Source organism: Streptomyces torulosus, assembly GCF_001419765.1.
Taxonomy (GTDB): domain Bacteria; phylum Actinomycetota; class Actinomycetes; order Streptomycetales; family Streptomycetaceae; genus Streptomyces; species Streptomyces torulosus.
In genome coordinates this window covers 1-17,124 of record NZ_LIRK01000270.1, presented here as the reverse complement: position 1 = coordinate 17,124, position 17,124 = coordinate 1, and the positions used below count along the sequence as shown (strand labels likewise).

The following is a 17,124-nucleotide window of genomic DNA, read 5'->3' as shown; positions in this document are numbered from 1 at the left end:
CCACCAGCACGAGCACCGCCAGCGGCGCGCACCGCGCCCCCGGCCCCGCGGGCACCGCCCGTCGAGCCGTCCGCCTCGGCGATCCTGCGCTTCGCGCCCGTCAGCAGCCGGCCGCTGATGCCGACCAGCAGCTCGGCGAGCATCGCGTCCTTGCCGGCGAAGTGGCGGTAGAGGCCGGGGCCGCTGATGCCGACGGCGGCGCCTATCTCGTCGACGCCGACACCGTGGAAGCCGCGCTCGGCGAACAGCCGGGCGGCCTCCTTGAGGATCTGCTCGCGGCGGGTGGGGGCGTCGGTTCTGGTGGCCATGGAGCCAATTCTAGACAGGGAGGTTAGCGGTCGTTAACCTGGAGGAAATGCGTTAACGCTCATTAACAAAGGTGAGGGGACCGCACGATGGACCAGGCACCGGAGCTCGCGACCGCGGTGGACCCCGCGGCGGAGTCGTTTCGGGCCAATGAGGCCGCGCACCGCGCCCTCGGCGAGGAGCTGCGCGCCCGGCTGGCCGCCGCCCGCCTCGGCGGCGGCGAGAGGGCGCGCGCCCGGCACACCGCCCGCGGCAAGCTGCTGCCGAGGGACCGGGTCGACACCCTCCTGGACCCGGGCTCGCCCTTCCTGGAGCTGGCCCCCCTCGCCGCCGACGGCATGTACGACGGGCAGGCGCCGGCGGCCGGGGTGATCGCCGGGATCGGCAGGGTCAGCGGCCGCGAGTGCGTGATCGTGGCCAACGACGCCACCGTCAAGGGCGGCACGTACTACCCGATGACGGTGAAGAAGCACCTGAGGGCCCAGGAGGTGGCGCTGGAGAACCGCCTCCCCTGTCTCTATCTCGTCGACTCCGGCGGCGCCTTCCTGCCGATGCAGGACGAGGTCTTCCCCGACCGCGAGCACTTCGGCCGGATCTTCTACAACCAGGCCCGGATGTCGGGCGCGGGCATCCCGCAGATCGCGGCCGTCCTCGGCTCGTGCACGGCGGGCGGCGCGTACGTCCCGGCGATGAGCGACGAGGCCGTGATCGTCCGCAACCAGGGGACGATCTTCCTCGGCGGCCCCCCGCTGGTGAAGGCCGCGACCGGTGAGGTCGTCACCGCGGAGGAGCTGGGCGGCGGCGAGGTGCACTCCCGGGTCTCCGGTGTCACCGACCACCTCGCCGAGGACGACGCGCACGCCCTGCGGATCGTGCGGACCATCGTCTCCACACTGCCTTCGCGGGGCCCGCTCCCCTGGTCGGTGGAGCCGGCGGTCGAGCCCAAGGTGGACCCGTACACGCTGTACGGGGCGGTGCCGGTCGACTCGCGCACCCCGTACGACGTACGGGAGGTCATCGCGCGCGTGGTCGACGGCTCGCGTTTCGCCGAGTTCAAGGCGGAGTTCGGGCAGACCCTCGTCACCGGCTTCGCCCGGATCCATGGCCACCCGGTGGGGATCGTCGCCAACAACGGCATCCTGTTCTCGGAGTCGGCCCAGAAGGGTGCCCACTTCATCGAGCTGTGCGACCAGCGCGGCATCCCGCTGGTGTTCCTGCAGAACATCTCCGGCTTCATGGTCGGCCGGGACTACGAGGCCGGCGGCATCGCCAAGCACGGCGCCAAGATGGTGACGGCGGTGGCCTGCACCCGCGTCCCCAAGCTGACGGTCGTGGTCGGCGGCTCGTACGGCGCGGGCAACTACTCGATGTGCGGCCGGGCGTACTCGCCGCGCTTTCTGTGGATGTGGCCCAACGCCAAGATCTCGGTGATGGGCGGCGAGCAGGCCGCGTCCGTCCTCGCGACCGTGAAGCGGGACCAGCTGGAGGCGCGGGGCGAGCAGTGGCCTCTGGAGGACGAGGAGTCCTTCAAGGACCCGATCCGCGCCCAGTACGAGCGCCAGGGGAACGCCTACTACGCCACCGCCCGCCTCTGGGACGACGGCGTGATCGATCCGCTGGACACCCGCCAGGTCCTGGGCCTCGCCCTGACCGCCTGCGCCAACGCGCCCCTGGGTGACCCCCAGTTCGGCGTCTTCCGGATGTGAGGGGGCTGTGAACGTGAGCATGTTCGACACGGTGCTGGTGGCCAACCGCGGCGAGATCGCCGTCCGCGTCATCCGCACCCTCCGCGCCCTCGGCGTCCGCTCGGTCGCCGTGTACTCCGACGCGGACGCCGACGCCCGGCACGTACGGGAGGCCGACACGGCGGTACGGATCGGTCCGGCGCCGGCGGCGGAGAGCTATCTGTCGGTCGAGCGCCTGCTGGAGGCGGCGGCCCGCACGGGCGCGCGGGCGGTGCACCCGGGGTACGGCTTCCTCGCGGAGAACGCCGGGTTCGCGCGGGCGTGCGCGGAGGCGGGGCTCGTCTTCATCGGGCCGCCCGCCGACGCCATCTCCCTCATGGGCGACAAGATCCGCGCCAAGGAGACGGTCCGGGCGGCCGGGGTGCCGGTGGTCCCCGGCTCCAGCGGCAGCGGTCTGACCGACGCCCAGCTCGCCGACGCGGCGCGGGAGATCGGGATGCCGGTGCTGCTGAAGCCCAGCGCGGGCGGCGGCGGCAAGGGCATGCGGCTGGTGCGGGACGAGGCGGCGCTGGCCGACGAGATCGCCGCCGCCCGCCGTGAGGCCCGCGCCTCCTTCGGTGACGACACCCTCCTCGTGGAGCGGTGGATCGACCGCCCCCGGCACATCGAGATCCAGGTCCTGGCCGACAACCACGGGCACGTCATCCACCTCGGCGAGCGCGAGTGCTCCCTCCAGCGCCGCCACCAGAAGGTCATCGAGGAGGCGCCCAGCGTCCTGCTCGACGAGGCCACCCGTGCCGCGATGGGCGAGGCGGCGGTCCAGGCGGCCCGCTCCTGCGGCTACTCCGGCGCGGGCACGGTCGAGTTCATCGTCCCCGGCGGCGACCCGTCGTCGTACTACTTCATGGAGATGAACACCCGCCTCCAGGTGGAGCACCCGGTGACCGAGCTGGTCACGGGCGTCGACCTGGTGGAGTGGCAGCTGCGGGTCGCGGCGGGCGAGCGGCTGGCCCTCACGCAGGACGACATCCGGCTGACGGGCCACGCCGTCGAGGCCCGGATCTGCGCCGAGGACCCCTCGCGCGGCTTCCTGCCCTCCGGCGGCACGATCCTGAGGCTGCGCGAACCGCAGGGCGACGGCGTCCGCACGGACTCCGGCCTCACCGAGGGCACGGAGGTCGGCTCGCTGTACGACCCGATGCTCTCCAAGGTCATCGCGTACGGCCCCGACCGGCCCACCGCGCTGCGCCGGCTCCGGGCCGCCCTCGCCGGGACGGTCACCCTGGGCGTCCAGACGAACGCCGGGTTCCTGCGCCGGCTGCTGGCGCATCCGGCGGTGGTCGCGGGCGACCTGGACACGGGCCTGGTCGAGCGAGAGGTCGACGGGCTCGTACCGGAGGGGGTGCCCGAGGCCGTGTACGAGGCGGCGGCCGCGGTGCGGCTCGACGGGCTGACGCCCCGGGGCGAGGGCTGGACGGACCCCTTCTCGGTGCCGAACGGCTGGCGCCTGGGCGGTGAGACCGTTCCCCCGGCATTCGACCTGCGGGTGCCGGGCCTCGAACCCGTCACCCGTCGCCCGCCGGCCACCCACACCGTCACCGACGACCGGGTCTCCGTGACCCTGGACGGCGTCCGTCACACCTTCCACCGGGCCGCCGACTGGCTCGGCGGGGACGGCGACGCCTGGCATGTACGGGACCACGACCCGGTGGCCGCCGCCCTGACCGGCGCGGTCCACGGGGGCGCGGACTCGCTGACGGCGCCGATGCCCGGCACGGTCACCGTGGTGAAGGTGGCCGTCGGGGACGAGGTGAGCGCCGGTCAGAGTCTGCTGGTGGTGGAGGCGATGAAGATGGAGCACGTCATCGCCGCACCGCACGCCGGGACCGTCACCGAGCTGGACGTGGCGCCGGGCACGACCGTCGCCATGGACCAGGTGCTGGCGGTCGTCGCCCCGCACGAGCAGGACGAGGAGGCCGCGCGATGACCTCACCGGACAGCACGGCGGCGACCGCGGAGGGTTCCGCCCTCGGCCTGCCGATGACCGTGCCCGCCCCGGCCGCCGACGGGCTCCCGGCGCGGGTCCGCATCCACGAGGTGGGCGCCCGTGACGGCCTGCAGAACGAGAAGGCGACCGTCCCGACGGAGGTGAAGGCGGAGTTCGTCCGCCGCCTGGCCGACGCGGGGCTGACGACGATCGAGGCGACGAGCTTCGTGCACCCCAAGTGGGTGCCGCAGCTCGCCGACGCCGAGGCGCTGTTCCCGCGGGTCGCCGATCTGCCGGTGGACCTGCCGGTCCTGGTGCCCAACGAGCGCGGTCTCGACCGGGCCCTGACGCTGGGCGCCCGCCGGGTGGCCGTCTTCGCCAGCGCCACCGAGTCCTTCGCCAAGGCCAACCTCAACCGCACGGTCGACGAGGCGCTGGCCATGTTCGACCCGGTGGTGACCCGGGCGAAGGCCGACGGGGTGCATGTGCGGGGCTATCTCTCCATGTGCTTCGGCGACCCCTGGGAGGGTCCGGTGCCGGTCCCGCAGGTCGTCCGGGTCTGCCGGGCCCTGCTCGACATGGGCTGCGACGAGCTGAGCCTCGGCGACACCATCGGCGTCGCCACGCCGGGCCATGTGCAGGCGCTGCTCACCGCACTGAACGAGGCGGGGGTACCGACGTCGGCCCTCGGTGTCCACTTCCACGACACCTACGGCCAGGCCCTCGCCAACACCCTCGCGGCGCTGCGGCACGGCGTCACGACCGTCGACGCCTCCGCGGGCGGCCTCGGCGGCTGCCCCTACGCCAGGAGCGCCACTGGCAACCTCGCCACGGAGGACCTCGTGTGGATGCTGCGGGGCCTCGGCATCGACACCGGCGTCGACCTCGGCCGTCTCGTCGCCACCAGCGCGTGGATGGCCGACCACCTGGGCCGACCCAGCCCGTCCCGCACCGTACGAGCCCTCTCCCACAAGGAGCAGTGAGTTTTCATGGACCACCACCTCTCTCCCGAACTGGAAGAACTCCGCCGTACGGTCGAGGAGTTCGCGCACGAGGTCGTCGCACCGAAGATCGGCGACTTCTACGAGCGCCATGAGTTCCCGTACGAGATCGTGCGCGAGATGGGCCGCATGGGCCTGTTCGGGCTGCCGTTCCCGGAGGAGTACGGCGGTATGGGCGGCGACTACCTGGCGCTCGGTATCGCCCTGGAGGAGCTGGCGCGGGTCGACTCGTCCGTGGCCATCACCCTGGAAGCGGGGGTCTCCCTGGGCGCCATGCCGATCCATCTGTTCGGCACGACGGCCCAGAAGGAGGAGTGGCTGCCGCGGCTGTGCTCCGGGGAGATCCTGGGCGCGTTCGGCCTCACCGAGCCGGACGGCGGCTCGGACGCGGGCGCGACCCGTACGACGGCCCGGCTGGACGAGGAGACCAACGAGTGGGTGATCAACGGCAGCAAGTGCTTCATCACCAACTCCGGCACCGACATCACGGGCCTCGTCACGGTCACGGCGGTGACCGGCCGCACTCCGGAGGGCAAGCCGCTGATCTCCTCCATCATCGTCCCGTCCGGCACCCCGGGCTTCACGGTGGCGGCCCCCTACTCCAAGGTCGGCTGGAACGCCTCCGACACCCGTGAGCTGTCCTTCTCCGACGTCCGGGTCCCCGCGGAGAACCTCCTCGGCGAACTCGGCCGCGGCTACGCGCAGTTCCTGCGCATCCTCGACGAGGGCCGGATCGCCATCTCGGCGCTCGCCACGGGGCTCGCCCAGGGCTGTGTCGACGAGTCGGTGAAGTACGCCAAGGAGCGCCATGCCTTCGGCCGGCCGATCGGCTCCAACCAGGCGATCCAGTTCAAGATCGCCGACATGGAGATGAAGGCCCACACGGCCCGCCTCGCGTGGCGGGACGCGGCCTCACGGCTGGTCGCCGGGGAGCCCTTCAAGAAGGAGGCGGCGCTGGCGAAGCTGTACTCGTCCACGGTCGCCGTGGACAACGCCCGCGACGCCACGCAGATCCACGGCGGCTACGGCTTCATGAACGAGTACCCGGTGGCCCGTATGTGGCGCGACTCCAAGATCCTGGAGATCGGCGAGGGCACGAGCGAGGTCCAGCGCATGCTGATCGCCCGCGAGTTGGGGCTCGTGGGCTGAGACCGCCGTACCGAGGGGGCCGGATTCGTTCCTACGGATCCGGCCTTCTGACGTGCGGGGGCGGTTCGGCGGTCACGGGGGTCCTCCCCAACAGGCTGGTGATGGGCTGCGGTTGAGCCTCGTATACCGCCGGTCACCCCACTCGACGGGACCTTCACAAAGGCGACACGGAGGGTCGGTTCACACCCCTTCAATGCCTGGTAAACCTGCTGAACCTTCGATTCACAGGAAACGCAAAGATTGACGTACACCCGGACGCGGTACCCCCACAGCAGACCCCACCCCCTGGACAAGAAGTGAGGTTAGGCTAACCTACCTTCGAACTCACCCTCGGGCGGCACTCCGCCCCGTTCGAAAGTAGCCATACTCATGCCCAACGCCAGAGCCGCTCACCTCACCCGCCGTGGCATCCTCGCCGCCGGTGGCGCACTCGGTCTCGGTGCCGTGCTCGCCGCCTGCGGAGACGACAAGGCGAGCAGCGGCGCCGGCTCCGGCAAGGAGACGGCTGCCGCCAAGTCGGGCCCCTGGACCTTCAAGGACGACCGCGACGAGACCGTCGAGCTCGACAAGACCCCGGCGAACATCGTCGCGTTCGTGGGTGTCGCCGCCGCGCTGCACGACTACGGCATCGGCGTGAAGGGGGTCTTCGGCCCGACCAAGCTGCAGAACGGCAAGGCCGACGTCCAGGCCGGCGACCTCGACATCAGCAAGGTCACCGTCATCGGCAACGTCTGGGACGAGTTCAGCGTCGAGAAGTACGCGGCCCTCTCCCCCGACGTCCTCATCACCACGATGTTCGACGACGCGGGCACCCTCTGGTACGTGCCCGATGCGTCCAAGGACGAGATCGCCAAGCTCGCCCCGAGCGTCGGCATCTCCGTGTACGACCGCCAGATGACCGAGCCGCTCCAGCGGGTCTACGAGCTCGCCGAGTCGCTCGGCGCGGACGTCACGTCGAAGAAGGTCACCGCGGCGAAGAAGCGGTTCGAGGACGCCGCCGCCCGGCTGCGCGCGGCCACCAAGGCCAAGCCCGACATCAAGGTGCTGGCCGGTTCCGCCAGCCAGGACATCTTCTACGTGTCCGGCTCGAACCTCTCCATCGACCTGGAGTACTTCAAGGCCCTCGGCGTGAACTTCGTCGAGCCGAGCGCCGAGGCCCTCAAGGCCAGCGGCGGCTGGTTCGAGAACCTCAGCTGGGAGAACGTCGACAAGTACGACGCGGACGTCATCATCATGGACAACCGCACGTCGGCGATCCAGCCGGACGCGATCGAAGAGGCGACCTGGAAGAAGCTGCCCGCGGTCAAGGCCGGTCAGGTCATCGGGCGCAACCCCGAGCCGATCCTGTCCTACGACAAGTGCGCGCCGCTCCTGGAGGAGCTGGCCGAGGCGATCGAAAAGGCGAAGAAGGTCCGCTGAGGCCCTGACCGTGGGTGAACCGCGCGTCGGCTGTGGCTGGTCGCGCACACGCGGCGGCGCCGCACATGTCGACGCCCCGCGCCCCTGAAAAAGCAGGGGCTGCGCCCCGTGCTTTTTCAGCGGCCCGCAGGGGCCGTTGCCTTTAGGGGCGCGGGGAACTGCGCGGCCAGCCCCCACGCACCCGCACCCGCCAAAAAGCACCCGCACCCCCGAGCCACTAGGCGCCCGGCACCGCAGTCAGCCCCTCCCTCACCGCCGTCAGGTCCTGGTCCGACGCCAGGCCCGCGTGGTAGAGCCGGATCTCCGTCGCCCCCAGTTCGGCCGCCCGCCGGGCATCCGCGCCCAGGGTTCCGGGGCTGCCGCCCATCCCGGACACGACGCCGAAGTTGGCGGCCAGCACCGCCCCCTCCGCGCCCGCTTCCCCGCGCGCCTGCGCGAACGCGGGAAGCAGTCCCGGTCCGCCCCCGCACGGCACGACGACGCCGTCGGCCACGCCCAGGATGTGCGCGGGGTCGACGCCGGCGTTGGCCCCGCAGTGGTAGGTCACGGGGTCCGCGTGCAGCAGTACCTGGAACCCCTCGGGCGCGGCGGCCCGTACCGCCGTGACGGCGGCCTCCTGGAGGGAGCGGGCGACGGCGTCGCGCCACACCCGGGTCCCCGCCGCCCACTCCGCGCCGAGGAGCTTCTCGACCGCCGGCCACCCCTCGTCGACCGGCTCGCCCCGCCACAGCGGTTCCAGCGCGTCCCGGACGGCCGCGGCCAGCGCGTCCGGGTCCAGTCCGGCGTCGGCGTACCCGTCCCGGCAGGTGGGGCAGAAGCAGAGCGCCATCAGGTACTGCCCGGCGTCCCCGAGCGCGACCCCGCCCGTCTTGTCGTGGGCGTGCAGGTGCTGGAAGCCGTACCAGCCGAGGGACTCCAGTTCGGTGCCGCGCGCGCCCGGCCGTGCCGCGGCCTCCGCGGCCAGGTCGACGAGGTACTCGCGGGTCTCCGGCTGGGCGATGCACGGCGCCCACGGGTAGCGGTCACCGTACGCGTTGATGACGGAGGTCGACGGGTGTTCCGCGCCGAGCCGGGAGTTGTGGGCGAGGACCACCCAGGTGTGCACCTCCAGACCGGCGGCCTCCAGCGCCCCGGCGGCCTCTCCGAACGCGTCGCCGGGCGCCCACTCCCCCGCCGGGTACGGTCGCAGGGTCCGCCCCCGCCAGCGCTCGCCCGGCGGGTACAGCACGGCCGCGTGCTCGGCGGTGACGACGCGGCGCCGGGGGTGGCGCGGGGTGAGCGCGCGGGTGGAGTGGTAGGCGGAGGCGAGCGTCACCTGCCGCACACCGAGTTCCGCGATGCGCTCCGCGGCGGCCGGATCCCCGTTGACGTCCCACGGGTAGACGAACGTAGACGCCTTCACTTGCCCTCCCGGCACTCCTCCAGCAGCGCGTATCCGCGCTCGATCAACTGGCCCAGCTGTTTGACGTGTTCCTCGGCCGGCTCGTGCAGCGGCGGCCGTACCTCTCCCACGTCCAGCCCCCGTAGCCGTACCCCGGCCTTCACCAGTGACACGGCATAGCCGCGTCCTTTGGCCCGCAGGTCGACGAAGGGGCGGTAGAAACCGTCCAGGAGCCGTCGCACGGTCGGGTCGTCGCCCGTGTCGAGCGCCCGGTGGAACGCCTGGGCGATCTCCGGGGCGAAGCAGAAGACGGCCGACGAGTACAGGGTGACGCCGACGCCGCGGTAGGCGGGCTGCGTCAGTTCGGCGGTCGGCAGTCCGTTGAAGTAGAGGAAGTCGCCCGGTGCCTCGCCGCGCACCGTGCTCACGATGCGCTGCATCAGATCGAGGTCGCCGACGCCGTCCTTGAGGCCGACGACGCCCTCGGTGCGGGCGAGTTCGACGACCGTCCCGGGGGTGAGAACGGCGTTGTCGCGCTGGTAGACGATCACGGGGAGCGGGGTCGCGGCGGCCAGCCGGCGGTAGTGCCGCAGGAGCCCTTCCTGGGCGGCGACGACGAGGTAGGGCGGCAGGGCGAGCAGTCCGTCGGCACCGGCGTCGGCGGCGAGCCGCGCGTAGCGCTCGGCCAGCGCGGTGCCGTACCCGGTGCCGGCGACGACGGGCACCCGCCCGGCGGTCTCGGTCACCGCCGCCCGGACGCACTCCTGGAACTCCTCGGGGGTGAGCGCGTGGAACTCGCCGGTCCCGCAGCAGGCGAAGACGGCGGCGGCCCCGGCCTCGACACCCCGGCGCACATGCGCGCGACAGGCGTCGAGGTCGATCCGGCCGTCCGGGCCGTACGCCGTGACGGGGAAGAACAGCGGCCCGGTGGGGACACGGAGTCGAGCGGCGAGCGAGGCTGACGTCACGGGCTCTCCCAAGTCCATGCCACTGATCAGTGTCTATATTTCTGAACGATGTCACGCTAGGGCGCCCCCGCCGGGCCGGTCAAGGTCGCCAACCCGCGCCGCACCAGCCGATTCACCCGTCCGGCACACGCCGACGGCACACTTGACGCACGGGACCCACGCTCCCTAGCGTGTCTACGAATGTGAATGCTGGACGCCCATATGCACGAATGGCGAGGCAAGGAGATCCGAGGATGCCCGCTCCCCGCACCGTTCTGCTCACCGGCGCCGCCGGTGGTCTCGGCACCCTGATGCGGGAGCTCCTCCCGGCGTACGGCTACGAGCTGCGCCTGCTCGATCTGCTCCCCGTCGACGGCGAGCCGGACGCGATCGCCGCCGACCTCGCCGACAAGGAGGCCCTGCGGGAGGCCGTACGGGGCGTCGACGCGATCATCCACCTCGCGGGCATCTCCCTGGAAGCCCCCTTCGAGAAGATCCTCCGGGCCAACATCGAGGGCACCTACCACCTGTACGAGGCCGCCCGCCAGGAGGGCGTCCCGCGCATCGTCTTCGCCTCCTCCAACCACGCCGTCGGCTTCACTCCCCGCCCGCGGGGCGACGCGCCCCTCGACCCGGGCGCGCTGATCCCCATCGACACCCCGCGCCGCCCCGACACCTTCTACGGCCTGTCCAAGTCCTTCGGCGAGGACCTCGCCCAGTTCTACTGGGACAAGTACGGCCTGGAGACGGTGTCCGTGCGGATCGGCTCCTGCTTCCCCGAGCCGACCAGCGTGCGCATGCTCTCGGTGTGGATGAGCCCGGCCGACGGCGCCCGCCTCTTCCACGCGGCCCTGACCGCCGAGGACGTCGGCCACACCGTGGTCTACGGCTCCTCCGCCAACACCCGCCTGTGGTGGGACCTGACCACCGCCCGCGCCCTGGGCTACGAACCGCGGGACGACTCCGAGCCGTACGCCGAGAAACTCATCGCCGAGCAGGGCGAACTCGACCCCGACAACGAGGCGCACGCCTGCCTGGGCGGCCACTTCGTGAACAAGCCGCCGATCTGGCCGCACTGACCGGGCGACGGCCGGCCTTCCGGCCGTCGGCGCGTCCACGGGGGCCACGAGCGCCCGTCGTACGGAAACGAGGGCCGTGCGGCGGACGAGAGCAGCGGGCGGGCACCGAACGGGCCCGCCCGCTGCCGTATTCGGGCACGCCCGCTGCCCGATCTCCCCTCCGCCCCAGGTCCCCGACGGGCGGCCGCCGCCGAAACGGGCAGGGACGGGCATCATCGGGCGCGCAACAAGCCTGGTCAGCGCCACGCACCCGCTGTAGAACTGGCACCGAGGCCCCGAACGGGCCCGAACGGGCAGTGCGACGGCGAGGGAGAGCGGGTGTCGGCCATGAGCGCGGAGGAGAGGCAGCGCGAGATCGTCAGGGCCGCCCGCCGCACGGGCTCCGTCGACGTCGCCGAACTCGCCGCCGACCTGGGCGTGGCGAAGGAGACCGTACGGCGTGATCTGCGCGCCCTGGAGGAGCACGGGCTCGTCCGGCGCACGCACGGCGGCGCGTATCCCGTGGAGAGCGCCGGGTTCGAGACGACGCTCGCCTTCCGTGCCACCAGTCACGTCCCCGAGAAGCGCCGGATCGCCGCCGCGGCGGCCGAGTTGCTGGGGGACGCGGAGACGGTCTTCGTCGACGAGGGCTTCACCCCGCAGCTCATCGCCGAGGCCCTCCCCCGCGACCGGCCGCTGACCGTGGTCACCGCCTCCCTCGCCACCGCGGGCGCGCTCGCCGAGGCCGGCAACACGACCGTGCTGCTGCTCGGCGGCCGGGTGCGGCCCGGCACCCTCGCCACCGTCGACCACTGGACGACGAAGATGCTCGCCGGCTTCGTCGTCGACCTGGCCTACATCGGCGCCAACGGCATCACCCGCGACCACGGGCTCACCACCCCCGACCCGGCCGTCAGCGAGGTCAAGGCCCAGGCCGTCCGCGCCTCCCGGCGCACCGTCTTCACGGGCGTCCACACCAAGTTCGGCGCGGTCAGCTTCTGCCGGTTCGCCGAGGTGGGCGACCTGGACGCGATCGTCACGAGCACCTCCCTGCCCACGGCGGAGGCCCACCGCTACGCCCTGCTGGGCCCCCAGGTCATCCGCGTCTGACACCCCTCCCCGACCGATTCCCCGGCCCCTCCACACCTCCACGCATCCCTTATCTCCGGTTATGCCCCTCCGTCTCTCCCCTACGTCCAGGAGCGATCACATGCGAACCCCGAGCCGACGGAGGCCGCGCGCAGCACTCGCCGCGGTCGCCGCAGGGACGCTGCTCGCCCCGCTTCTCTCCGGTTGCTGGACCGGAGCGGGCGGGGCGGGATCCGGCGGCGACGCGATCAACGTGCTGATGGTCAACAACCCGCAGATGCAGGAGCTGCGGAAGCTCACGGCCGCGCACTTCACGAAAAGGACCGGCATCGAGGTGAACTTCACCGTCCTGCCGGAGAACGACGTCCGCGACAAGATCAGCCAGGACTTCGCCAACCAGGCCGGCCAGTACGACGTGGCGACCCTGAGCAACTACGAGATACCGATCTACGCCAGGAACGGCTGGCTGGAGGCGATGGACCCGTACGTCGCCGAGGACCGCGCGTTCGACCAGCGGGACATCCTCAAGCCGATGCGCCAGTCCCTGACGGGCGACGACGGAAAGCTCTACGGGCAGCCCTTCTACGGCGAGTCGTCCTTCCTGATGTACCGCAAGGACGTGTTCGCCGAGCAGGGGCTCACCATGCCGGAGCGCCCCACCTGGCGGCAGGTCGCCGACCTCGCGGCGAAGGCGGACGGCGCCGAACCCGGCATGAAGGGCATCTGTCTGCGCGGTCTGCCCGGCTGGGGCGAGGTCATGGCCCCCCTGACCACGGTCGTGAACACCTTCGGCGGCACCTGGTTCGACAAGGACTGGAAGGCGCGCCTGGACTCCCCCGAGTTCGAGCGGGCCACCCGGTTCTACGTCGACCTCGTCCGCGAGCACGGCGAGTCCGGCGCCGCCCAGTCCGGCTTCGCCGAGTGCCTGAACAACATGACCCAGGGCAAGGTCGCCATGTGGTACGACGCCACCTCCGCCGCCGGTTCCCTGGAGGCGGACGACTCCCCCGTGAAGGGGGACATCGGCTACGTACCGGCGCCGGTCGAGCGGACCGCGTCCTCCGGCTGGCTCTACACCTGGGCCTGGGGCATCCAGAAGGCCTCCCGCAACCCCGACAAGGCGTGGAAGTTCGTCTCCTGGGCGTCCGGCAAGGAGTACGAGGAACTGGTCGGCGACGAGATCGGCTGGTCGAACGTGCCCGCCGGCAAGCGGGAGTCGACGTACGCGAACCCCGACTACCGCGCGGAGGCCGCCGCCTTCCAGGAGATGACGCGCGAGGCCATCGAGGGCGCCCGGCCCACCGATCCGGGGGTGCAGCCGCGGCCCGCGCCCGGCATCCAGTTCGTCGGCATCCCCGAGTTCACCGATCTCGGCACCAAGGTCTCCCTGGAGATCAGCGCGGCCATCGCCGGACGCCAGTCCGTGGAGTCGGCCCTGAGGAAGGCACAGGCGCTCGCCGAGCAGATCTCCGAGGAGTACGAGGGACGATGACCGCGACCACGACAGCGCCGAGGGCGGCGACACCCGTACGCACCGAGGGCAGGCCGAACGCCCGGCTGCGGGCCTGGGCGACCCGCGCCCCGCTCCTGCCCGCCCTCGCCTTCATGATCACCGTGACCCAGCTGCCGTTCGTGGCCACCCTGGTGATCTCCTTCTTCGACTGGAACTCCCTCTACCCCGACGCCCGGAGCTTCGCCGGCCTCGCCAACTACGGCGAGGTCCTCACCGACCCCGACCTGCGCCGCTCGGTGTGGACGACGGTCCTGCTGACGGTCGCCGTGGTGCTCGCCAGTCTGGTCCTGGGGCTGCTGCTGGCGCTGCTGCTGGACCGGAGGTTCCGCGGCCGGGGCCTGGTGCGCACCCTGCTCATCGCCCCGTTCCTGGTGGTCCCGGTGGCGGCGGCCCTGCTGTGGAAACACGTCCTCTACAACCCCGAGTACGGCCTGTTCAACGGCCTGCTGCACTACGTCGGCGGTCCCCAGCCGGACTGGATCTCCGAGACGCCGCTGCTCGCGGTGGAGGCATCCCTGGTCTGGCAGTGGACGCCGTTCATGATGCTGATCCTGCTGGCGGGTCTGCAGTCCCGCGACCACCAGCAGATCGAGGCGGCCCGTGTCGACGGCGCGAGCGACTGGCAGATCTTCCGCCATCTGACCCTGCCGCACCTGCGCCGCTACCTCGAACTCGGCGCCCTGCTCGGCTCGATCTACATCGTCCAGAACTTCGACGCCGTCTTCACGATCACCTCCGGCGGCCTGGGCACGGCGAACCTCCCCTACACCGTCTACCAGACCTTCTACCAGGCCCATGAGAACGGTCTCGCCTCGGCGGCCGGCGTCCTGGTCGTCATCGGCTCGATCATCATCGCGACGTTCGCGCTGCGCGTGGTCTCGTCGCTGTTCCGCGAGGAGGCGGGGCGCTCATGAACGTGCTGCGACGCAAGGCTCCCGGTCTGCTGGCCTGGTTCGCCGGGGTCGTGTTCTTCCTGCCCATCGCCTGGATGGCGCTGACGTCCTTCCACTCGGAGTCGGACGCGGCGACCAACCCGCCGTCCTTCGCGGCGGCGCTGACCCTGGACGGCTACCGCGAGTTCTTCGGCGTGGACGGCGGGGCGAGCCCCTGGCCCGCGCTGATCAACTCCACGGTGGCGTCCCTCGCCTCGACCCTGCTCGTCCTGCTGCTGGCCTTCCCGGCGGCGTACGCCCTGTCGATCCGCCCGGTGCGCAAGTGGACGGACGTCCTGTTCTTCTTCCTCTCCACCAAGATGCTGCCGGTGGTGGCGGGCCTGCTCCCGATCTACCTCTTCGCGAGGAACGCGGGCCTCCTCGACAACATCTGGCTGCTGGTCGTCCTCTACACCTCCATGAACCTGCCGATCGCCGTGTGGATGATGCAGTCCTTCCTCGCGGAGGTGCCGGTCGCGGTGATCGAGGCCGCGCAACTCGACGGCGCCCGACTCCCGACGGTGCTGGCCCGGGTGGTGGCGCCGATAGCGGCCCCCGGCATCGCCGCGACCGCCCTGATCTGCTTCATCTTCAGCTGGAACGAGCTGCTGTTCGCGAGGGTGCTGACGGGTGTCGTGGCCGAGACCGCGCCCGTGTTCCTGACCGGCTTCATCACCAGCCAGGGCCTGTTCCTGGCGAAGGTGTGCGCCGCGTCCCTCGTCATCTCCCTGCCGGTGCTCGCCGCGGGGTTCGCCGCCCAGGACAAACTGGTCCAGGGCCTGTCCTTGGGAGCCGTCAAATGAAGGCCGCCGTCATCGAGTCCGTGGGCAAGGCCGTCGTCACCGAGGTCCCGGACCCGGCACCGGGCCCCCGTGACGTCGTCGTCCGGGTCGCCGCGTGCGGCCTGTGCGGCACCGATCTGCACATCCTCCAGGGCGAGTTCGCGCCCGAGCTGCCGATCGTGCCGGGCCACGAGTTCGCGGGCGAGGTCGTGGCCGTGGGCGGCGGGGTCACCGAGCTGGCCGCCGGCGACCGGGTGGCGGTGGACCCGTCCCTGTACTGCCATGAGTGCCGCTACTGCCGTACCGGCCACAACAACCTCTGCGAACGGTGGGCCGCCATCGGTGTGACGACGGCGGGCGGCGCCGCGGAGTACGCGGTGGCGCCCGTGGCGAACTGCGTGAAGCTGCCGGACCATGTGCGCACCCAGGACGCGGCGCTGGTGGAGCCGCTGTCGTGCGCGGTACGCGGCTACGACGTGCTCAGGTCGCGCCTCGGCGCCCACGTACTGATCTACGGCTCGGGGACGATGGGCCTGATGATGCTGGAGCTGGCCAAGCGGACCGGCGCGGCGAGCGTGGACGTCGTGGACGTGAACCCCGCGCGGCTGGAGACGGCGCGCCGCCTGGGTGTCTCGGGGGCGGCCGCGAACCCCGACGAGCTGGAGCGGCCGCAGGGCTGGGACCTGGTGGTGGACGCCACCGGCAACGCCGCCGCGATCCAGGACGGCCTGGACCGGGTCGCGAAGGCGGGCACCTTCCTCCAGTTCGGCGTGGCCGACTACGCGACGCGGGTCACGATCGACCCGTACCGGATCTACAACCAGGAGATCACCATCACCGGCTCCATGGCGGTCCTGCACAGCTTCGAACGCGCGGCGGAACTCTTCGCGAACGGGGTGCTCGACCCGGACGTCTTCATCAGCGACCGGATGCCACTGGACCGGTACCCCGAGGCGCTGGACCAGTTCGCGTCGGGCGTGGGCCGGAAGATCGTCGTGGTGCCGTAGCGACGGGCGGGCACCTCACCGGCAGATATTCACTGGGGTGCCCCTCCCCTCCGCCCCTACGATCCTGGACATGCCACGCCCTCAGGGATTCACCCACACCGAGCACGCCGACCGCACCGTGACGATCGAGCATCACGGCCGGGCGGCCACCACGCTGCGCGGCCCGCGCGCCGACCGCTTCCTCGCCGAGGTCGCGGCGGGCGACCCGCAGCTGGTCATGGCCCGCTGGACCGGGAACTACCGGCGGGGCAACGAGCGCACCGCCCGGGAGCACCCCCGCAACCGCCGCTGACCCGAACGGCCGCCCGGCCCGCTGGGTAAGGGAACGGTAAAGCGGCTTGAATCGTTCACCACACATGACAGCTATGACCCCCGGCTCGAACATCCCGCTGCCCGTTACCCGTGTCGCGGTGGACGTCTCCGCCCCCGTGCGGCTCGACGTATCGGGCCTGCTGCTCACCGCCGACGGCAAGGTGCGCTCGGACGACGACTTCATCTTCTACAACCAGCCGAGCGGCCCGGGTGTGACGTACCGCTCGGGCGGCGGTGCGACCCCCGACTCGATCACGGTCGACACCACGGCCCTCCCGCCGGGCATCGAGAAGATCGTCGTCACGGCCAGCCCGGACGCGGCCGGCCAGACCTTCCAGGGCATCGAACCCACCGCCACCGTCCGCGACGCCGCGAGCGGCTCGGTGATCGCCACGTTCACTCCGCCGCAGCTCGGCACGGAGACGGCCCTGGTGATCGTGGAGATCTACCTGCGGGGCGGCGCCTGGAAGGCCCGCGCCGTCGGCCAGGGGTACGCCAACGGCCTGGCCGGCATCGCGACGGACTTCGGCGTCACGGTGGAGGAGCCCACCCCGAC

General features: G+C 71.7%; 16 protein-coding genes. 13 read left to right on the top strand and 3 right to left on the bottom strand.

What is annotated here, in order from left to right; genetic code table 11:
- Nucleotides 1-308: TetR/AcrR family transcriptional regulator (locus AOK23_RS19580; protein ID WP_240496463.1), on the bottom strand; the 308-nt coding region annotated here is incomplete at its 3' end.
- 87 nt (nt 309-395) lie between these two features.
- Between AOK23_RS19580 and AOK23_RS19575 the strand changes: the two genes are divergently transcribed.
- The 5 genes from AOK23_RS19575 to AOK23_RS19555 all read left to right on the top strand — a co-directional run bounded on the left by AOK23_RS19575 (nt 396) and on the right by AOK23_RS19555 (nt 7,547).
- Nucleotides 396-2,012 (top strand): carboxyl transferase domain-containing protein, encoded by a 1,617-nt coding sequence (locus AOK23_RS19575; protein WP_055713991.1) that lies wholly within the window; start codon nt 396-398, stop codon nt 2,010-2,012.
- Nucleotides 2,013-2,031: 19 nt separating this feature from the next.
- Nucleotides 2,032-3,978 (top strand): acetyl-CoA carboxylase biotin carboxylase subunit, encoded by a 1,947-nt coding sequence (locus tag AOK23_RS19570; protein WP_055713993.1) that lies wholly within the window; start codon nt 2,032-2,034, stop codon nt 3,976-3,978.
- A 53-nt stretch (nt 3,979-4,031) separates the two neighbouring features.
- Complete coding sequence (locus AOK23_RS19565) at nt 4,032-4,961, top strand: hydroxymethylglutaryl-CoA lyase (RefSeq protein WP_055713992.1); 930 nt, start codon at nt 4,032-4,034, stop codon at nt 4,959-4,961.
- Between the two features lie 6 nt (nt 4,962-4,967).
- Nucleotides 4,968-6,128, top strand: a complete 1,161-nt coding sequence (locus tag AOK23_RS19560) for an acyl-CoA dehydrogenase family protein (protein ID WP_055713990.1) — start codon at nt 4,968-4,970, stop codon at nt 6,126-6,128.
- A gap of 369 nt (nt 6,129-6,497) precedes the next feature.
- Nucleotides 6,498-7,547 carry an ABC transporter substrate-binding protein gene (locus tag AOK23_RS19555; RefSeq protein ID WP_055713989.1) on the top strand — a complete coding sequence of 350 codons (1,050 nt, stop codon included), beginning with the start codon at nt 6,498-6,500 and terminating at the stop codon, nt 7,545-7,547.
- A 217-nt stretch (nt 7,548-7,764) separates the two neighbouring features.
- Here AOK23_RS19555 and AOK23_RS19550 read toward each other — a convergent pair whose 3' ends face one another.
- Both AOK23_RS19550 and AOK23_RS19545 read right to left on the bottom strand, forming a co-directional pair.
- Nucleotides 7,765-8,949, bottom strand: coding sequence for a hypothetical protein (locus AOK23_RS19550; protein ID WP_055713988.1), 1,185 nt, complete (start codon nt 8,947-8,949; stop codon nt 7,765-7,767).
- Nucleotides 8,946-9,914: a 5-dehydro-4-deoxyglucarate dehydratase gene (locus AOK23_RS19545; protein WP_055713987.1), complete on the bottom strand. Its 969-nt coding sequence runs from the start codon at nt 9,912-9,914 to the stop codon at nt 8,946-8,948. The genes AOK23_RS19550 and AOK23_RS19545 overlap by 4 nt, the downstream gene beginning before the upstream one ends.
- A 215-nt stretch (nt 9,915-10,129) precedes the next feature.
- On the opposite strand from AOK23_RS19545, the gene AOK23_RS19540 reads away from it, so the two are divergent.
- The 8 genes from AOK23_RS19540 to AOK23_RS19505 all read left to right on the top strand — a co-directional run.
- Nucleotides 10,130-10,954 carry an NAD-dependent epimerase/dehydratase family protein gene (locus tag AOK23_RS19540; protein WP_055713986.1) on the top strand — a complete coding sequence of 275 codons (825 nt, stop codon included), beginning with the start codon at nt 10,130-10,132 and terminating at the stop codon, nt 10,952-10,954.
- 318 nt (nt 10,955-11,272) lie between these two features.
- A complete protein-coding gene (locus AOK23_RS19535) occupies nt 11,273-12,043 on the top strand; it encodes a DeoR/GlpR family DNA-binding transcription regulator (RefSeq protein ID WP_055713985.1) in 771 nt (256 codons plus the stop codon).
- A gap of 100 nt (nt 12,044-12,143) precedes the next feature.
- Entirely contained in the window at nt 12,144-13,514 is a 1,371-nt protein-coding gene (locus tag AOK23_RS19530; RefSeq protein WP_055713984.1) for an ABC transporter substrate-binding protein, read from the top strand.
- A complete protein-coding gene (locus AOK23_RS19525; RefSeq protein ID WP_055713983.1) occupies nt 13,511-14,449 on the top strand; it encodes a carbohydrate ABC transporter permease in 939 nt (312 codons plus the stop codon). The genes AOK23_RS19530 and AOK23_RS19525 overlap by 4 nt, the downstream gene beginning before the upstream one ends.
- Nucleotides 14,446-15,270, top strand: a complete 825-nt coding sequence (locus AOK23_RS19520; protein WP_055713982.1) for a carbohydrate ABC transporter permease — start codon at nt 14,446-14,448, stop codon at nt 15,268-15,270. Before AOK23_RS19525 ends, AOK23_RS19520 begins: the two co-directional genes overlap by 4 nt.
- Entirely contained in the window at nt 15,267-16,256 is a 990-nt protein-coding gene (locus AOK23_RS19515; RefSeq protein ID WP_055713981.1) for a zinc-dependent alcohol dehydrogenase family protein, read from the top strand. The genes AOK23_RS19520 and AOK23_RS19515 overlap by 4 nt, the downstream gene beginning before the upstream one ends.
- Nucleotides 16,257-16,326: 70 nt before the next feature.
- The gene (locus tag AOK23_RS19510) at nt 16,327-16,548 is read left to right on the top strand and encodes a hypothetical protein (protein ID WP_055713980.1); all 222 of its coding nucleotides are present in this window, start codon (nt 16,327-16,329) and stop codon (nt 16,546-16,548) included.
- 73 nt (nt 16,549-16,621) lie between these two features.
- Nucleotides 16,622-17,124: TerD family protein (locus tag AOK23_RS19505; protein WP_206336241.1), on the top strand; the 503-nt coding region annotated here is incomplete at its 3' end.

What these genes read in the sequence shown, in the direction of transcription:
- AOK23_RS19575 (WP_055713991.1), top strand. Translation starts at nt 396, where the DNA reads ATGGACCAGGCACCGGAGCTCGCGACCGCGGTGGACCCCGCGGCGGAG.
- AOK23_RS19570 (WP_055713993.1), top strand. Translation starts at nt 2,032, where the DNA reads ATGTTCGACACGGTGCTGGTGGCCAACCGCGGCGAGATCGCCGTCCGC.
- AOK23_RS19565 (WP_055713992.1), top strand. Translation starts at nt 4,032, where the DNA reads ATGACCGTGCCCGCCCCGGCCGCCGACGGGCTCCCGGCGCGGGTCCGC.
- AOK23_RS19560 (WP_055713990.1), top strand. Translation starts at nt 4,968, where the DNA reads ATGGACCACCACCTCTCTCCCGAACTGGAAGAACTCCGCCGTACGGTC.
- AOK23_RS19555 (WP_055713989.1), top strand. Translation starts at nt 6,498, where the DNA reads ATGCCCAACGCCAGAGCCGCTCACCTCACCCGCCGTGGCATCCTCGCC.
- AOK23_RS19545 (WP_055713987.1), bottom strand. Translation starts at nt 9,914, where the DNA reads ATGGACTTGGGAGAGCCCGTGACGTCAGCCTCGCTCGCCGCTCGACTC.
- AOK23_RS19540 (WP_055713986.1), top strand. Translation starts at nt 10,130, where the DNA reads ATGCCCGCTCCCCGCACCGTTCTGCTCACCGGCGCCGCCGGTGGTCTC.
- AOK23_RS19530 (WP_055713984.1), top strand. Translation starts at nt 12,144, where the DNA reads ATGCGAACCCCGAGCCGACGGAGGCCGCGCGCAGCACTCGCCGCGGTC.
- AOK23_RS19525 (WP_055713983.1), top strand. Translation starts at nt 13,511, where the DNA reads ATGACCGCGACCACGACAGCGCCGAGGGCGGCGACACCCGTACGCACC.
- AOK23_RS19520 (WP_055713982.1), top strand. Translation starts at nt 14,446, where the DNA reads ATGAACGTGCTGCGACGCAAGGCTCCCGGTCTGCTGGCCTGGTTCGCC.
- AOK23_RS19515 (WP_055713981.1), top strand. Translation starts at nt 15,267, where the DNA reads ATGAAGGCCGCCGTCATCGAGTCCGTGGGCAAGGCCGTCGTCACCGAG.
- AOK23_RS19510 (WP_055713980.1), top strand. Translation starts at nt 16,327, where the DNA reads ATGCCACGCCCTCAGGGATTCACCCACACCGAGCACGCCGACCGCACC.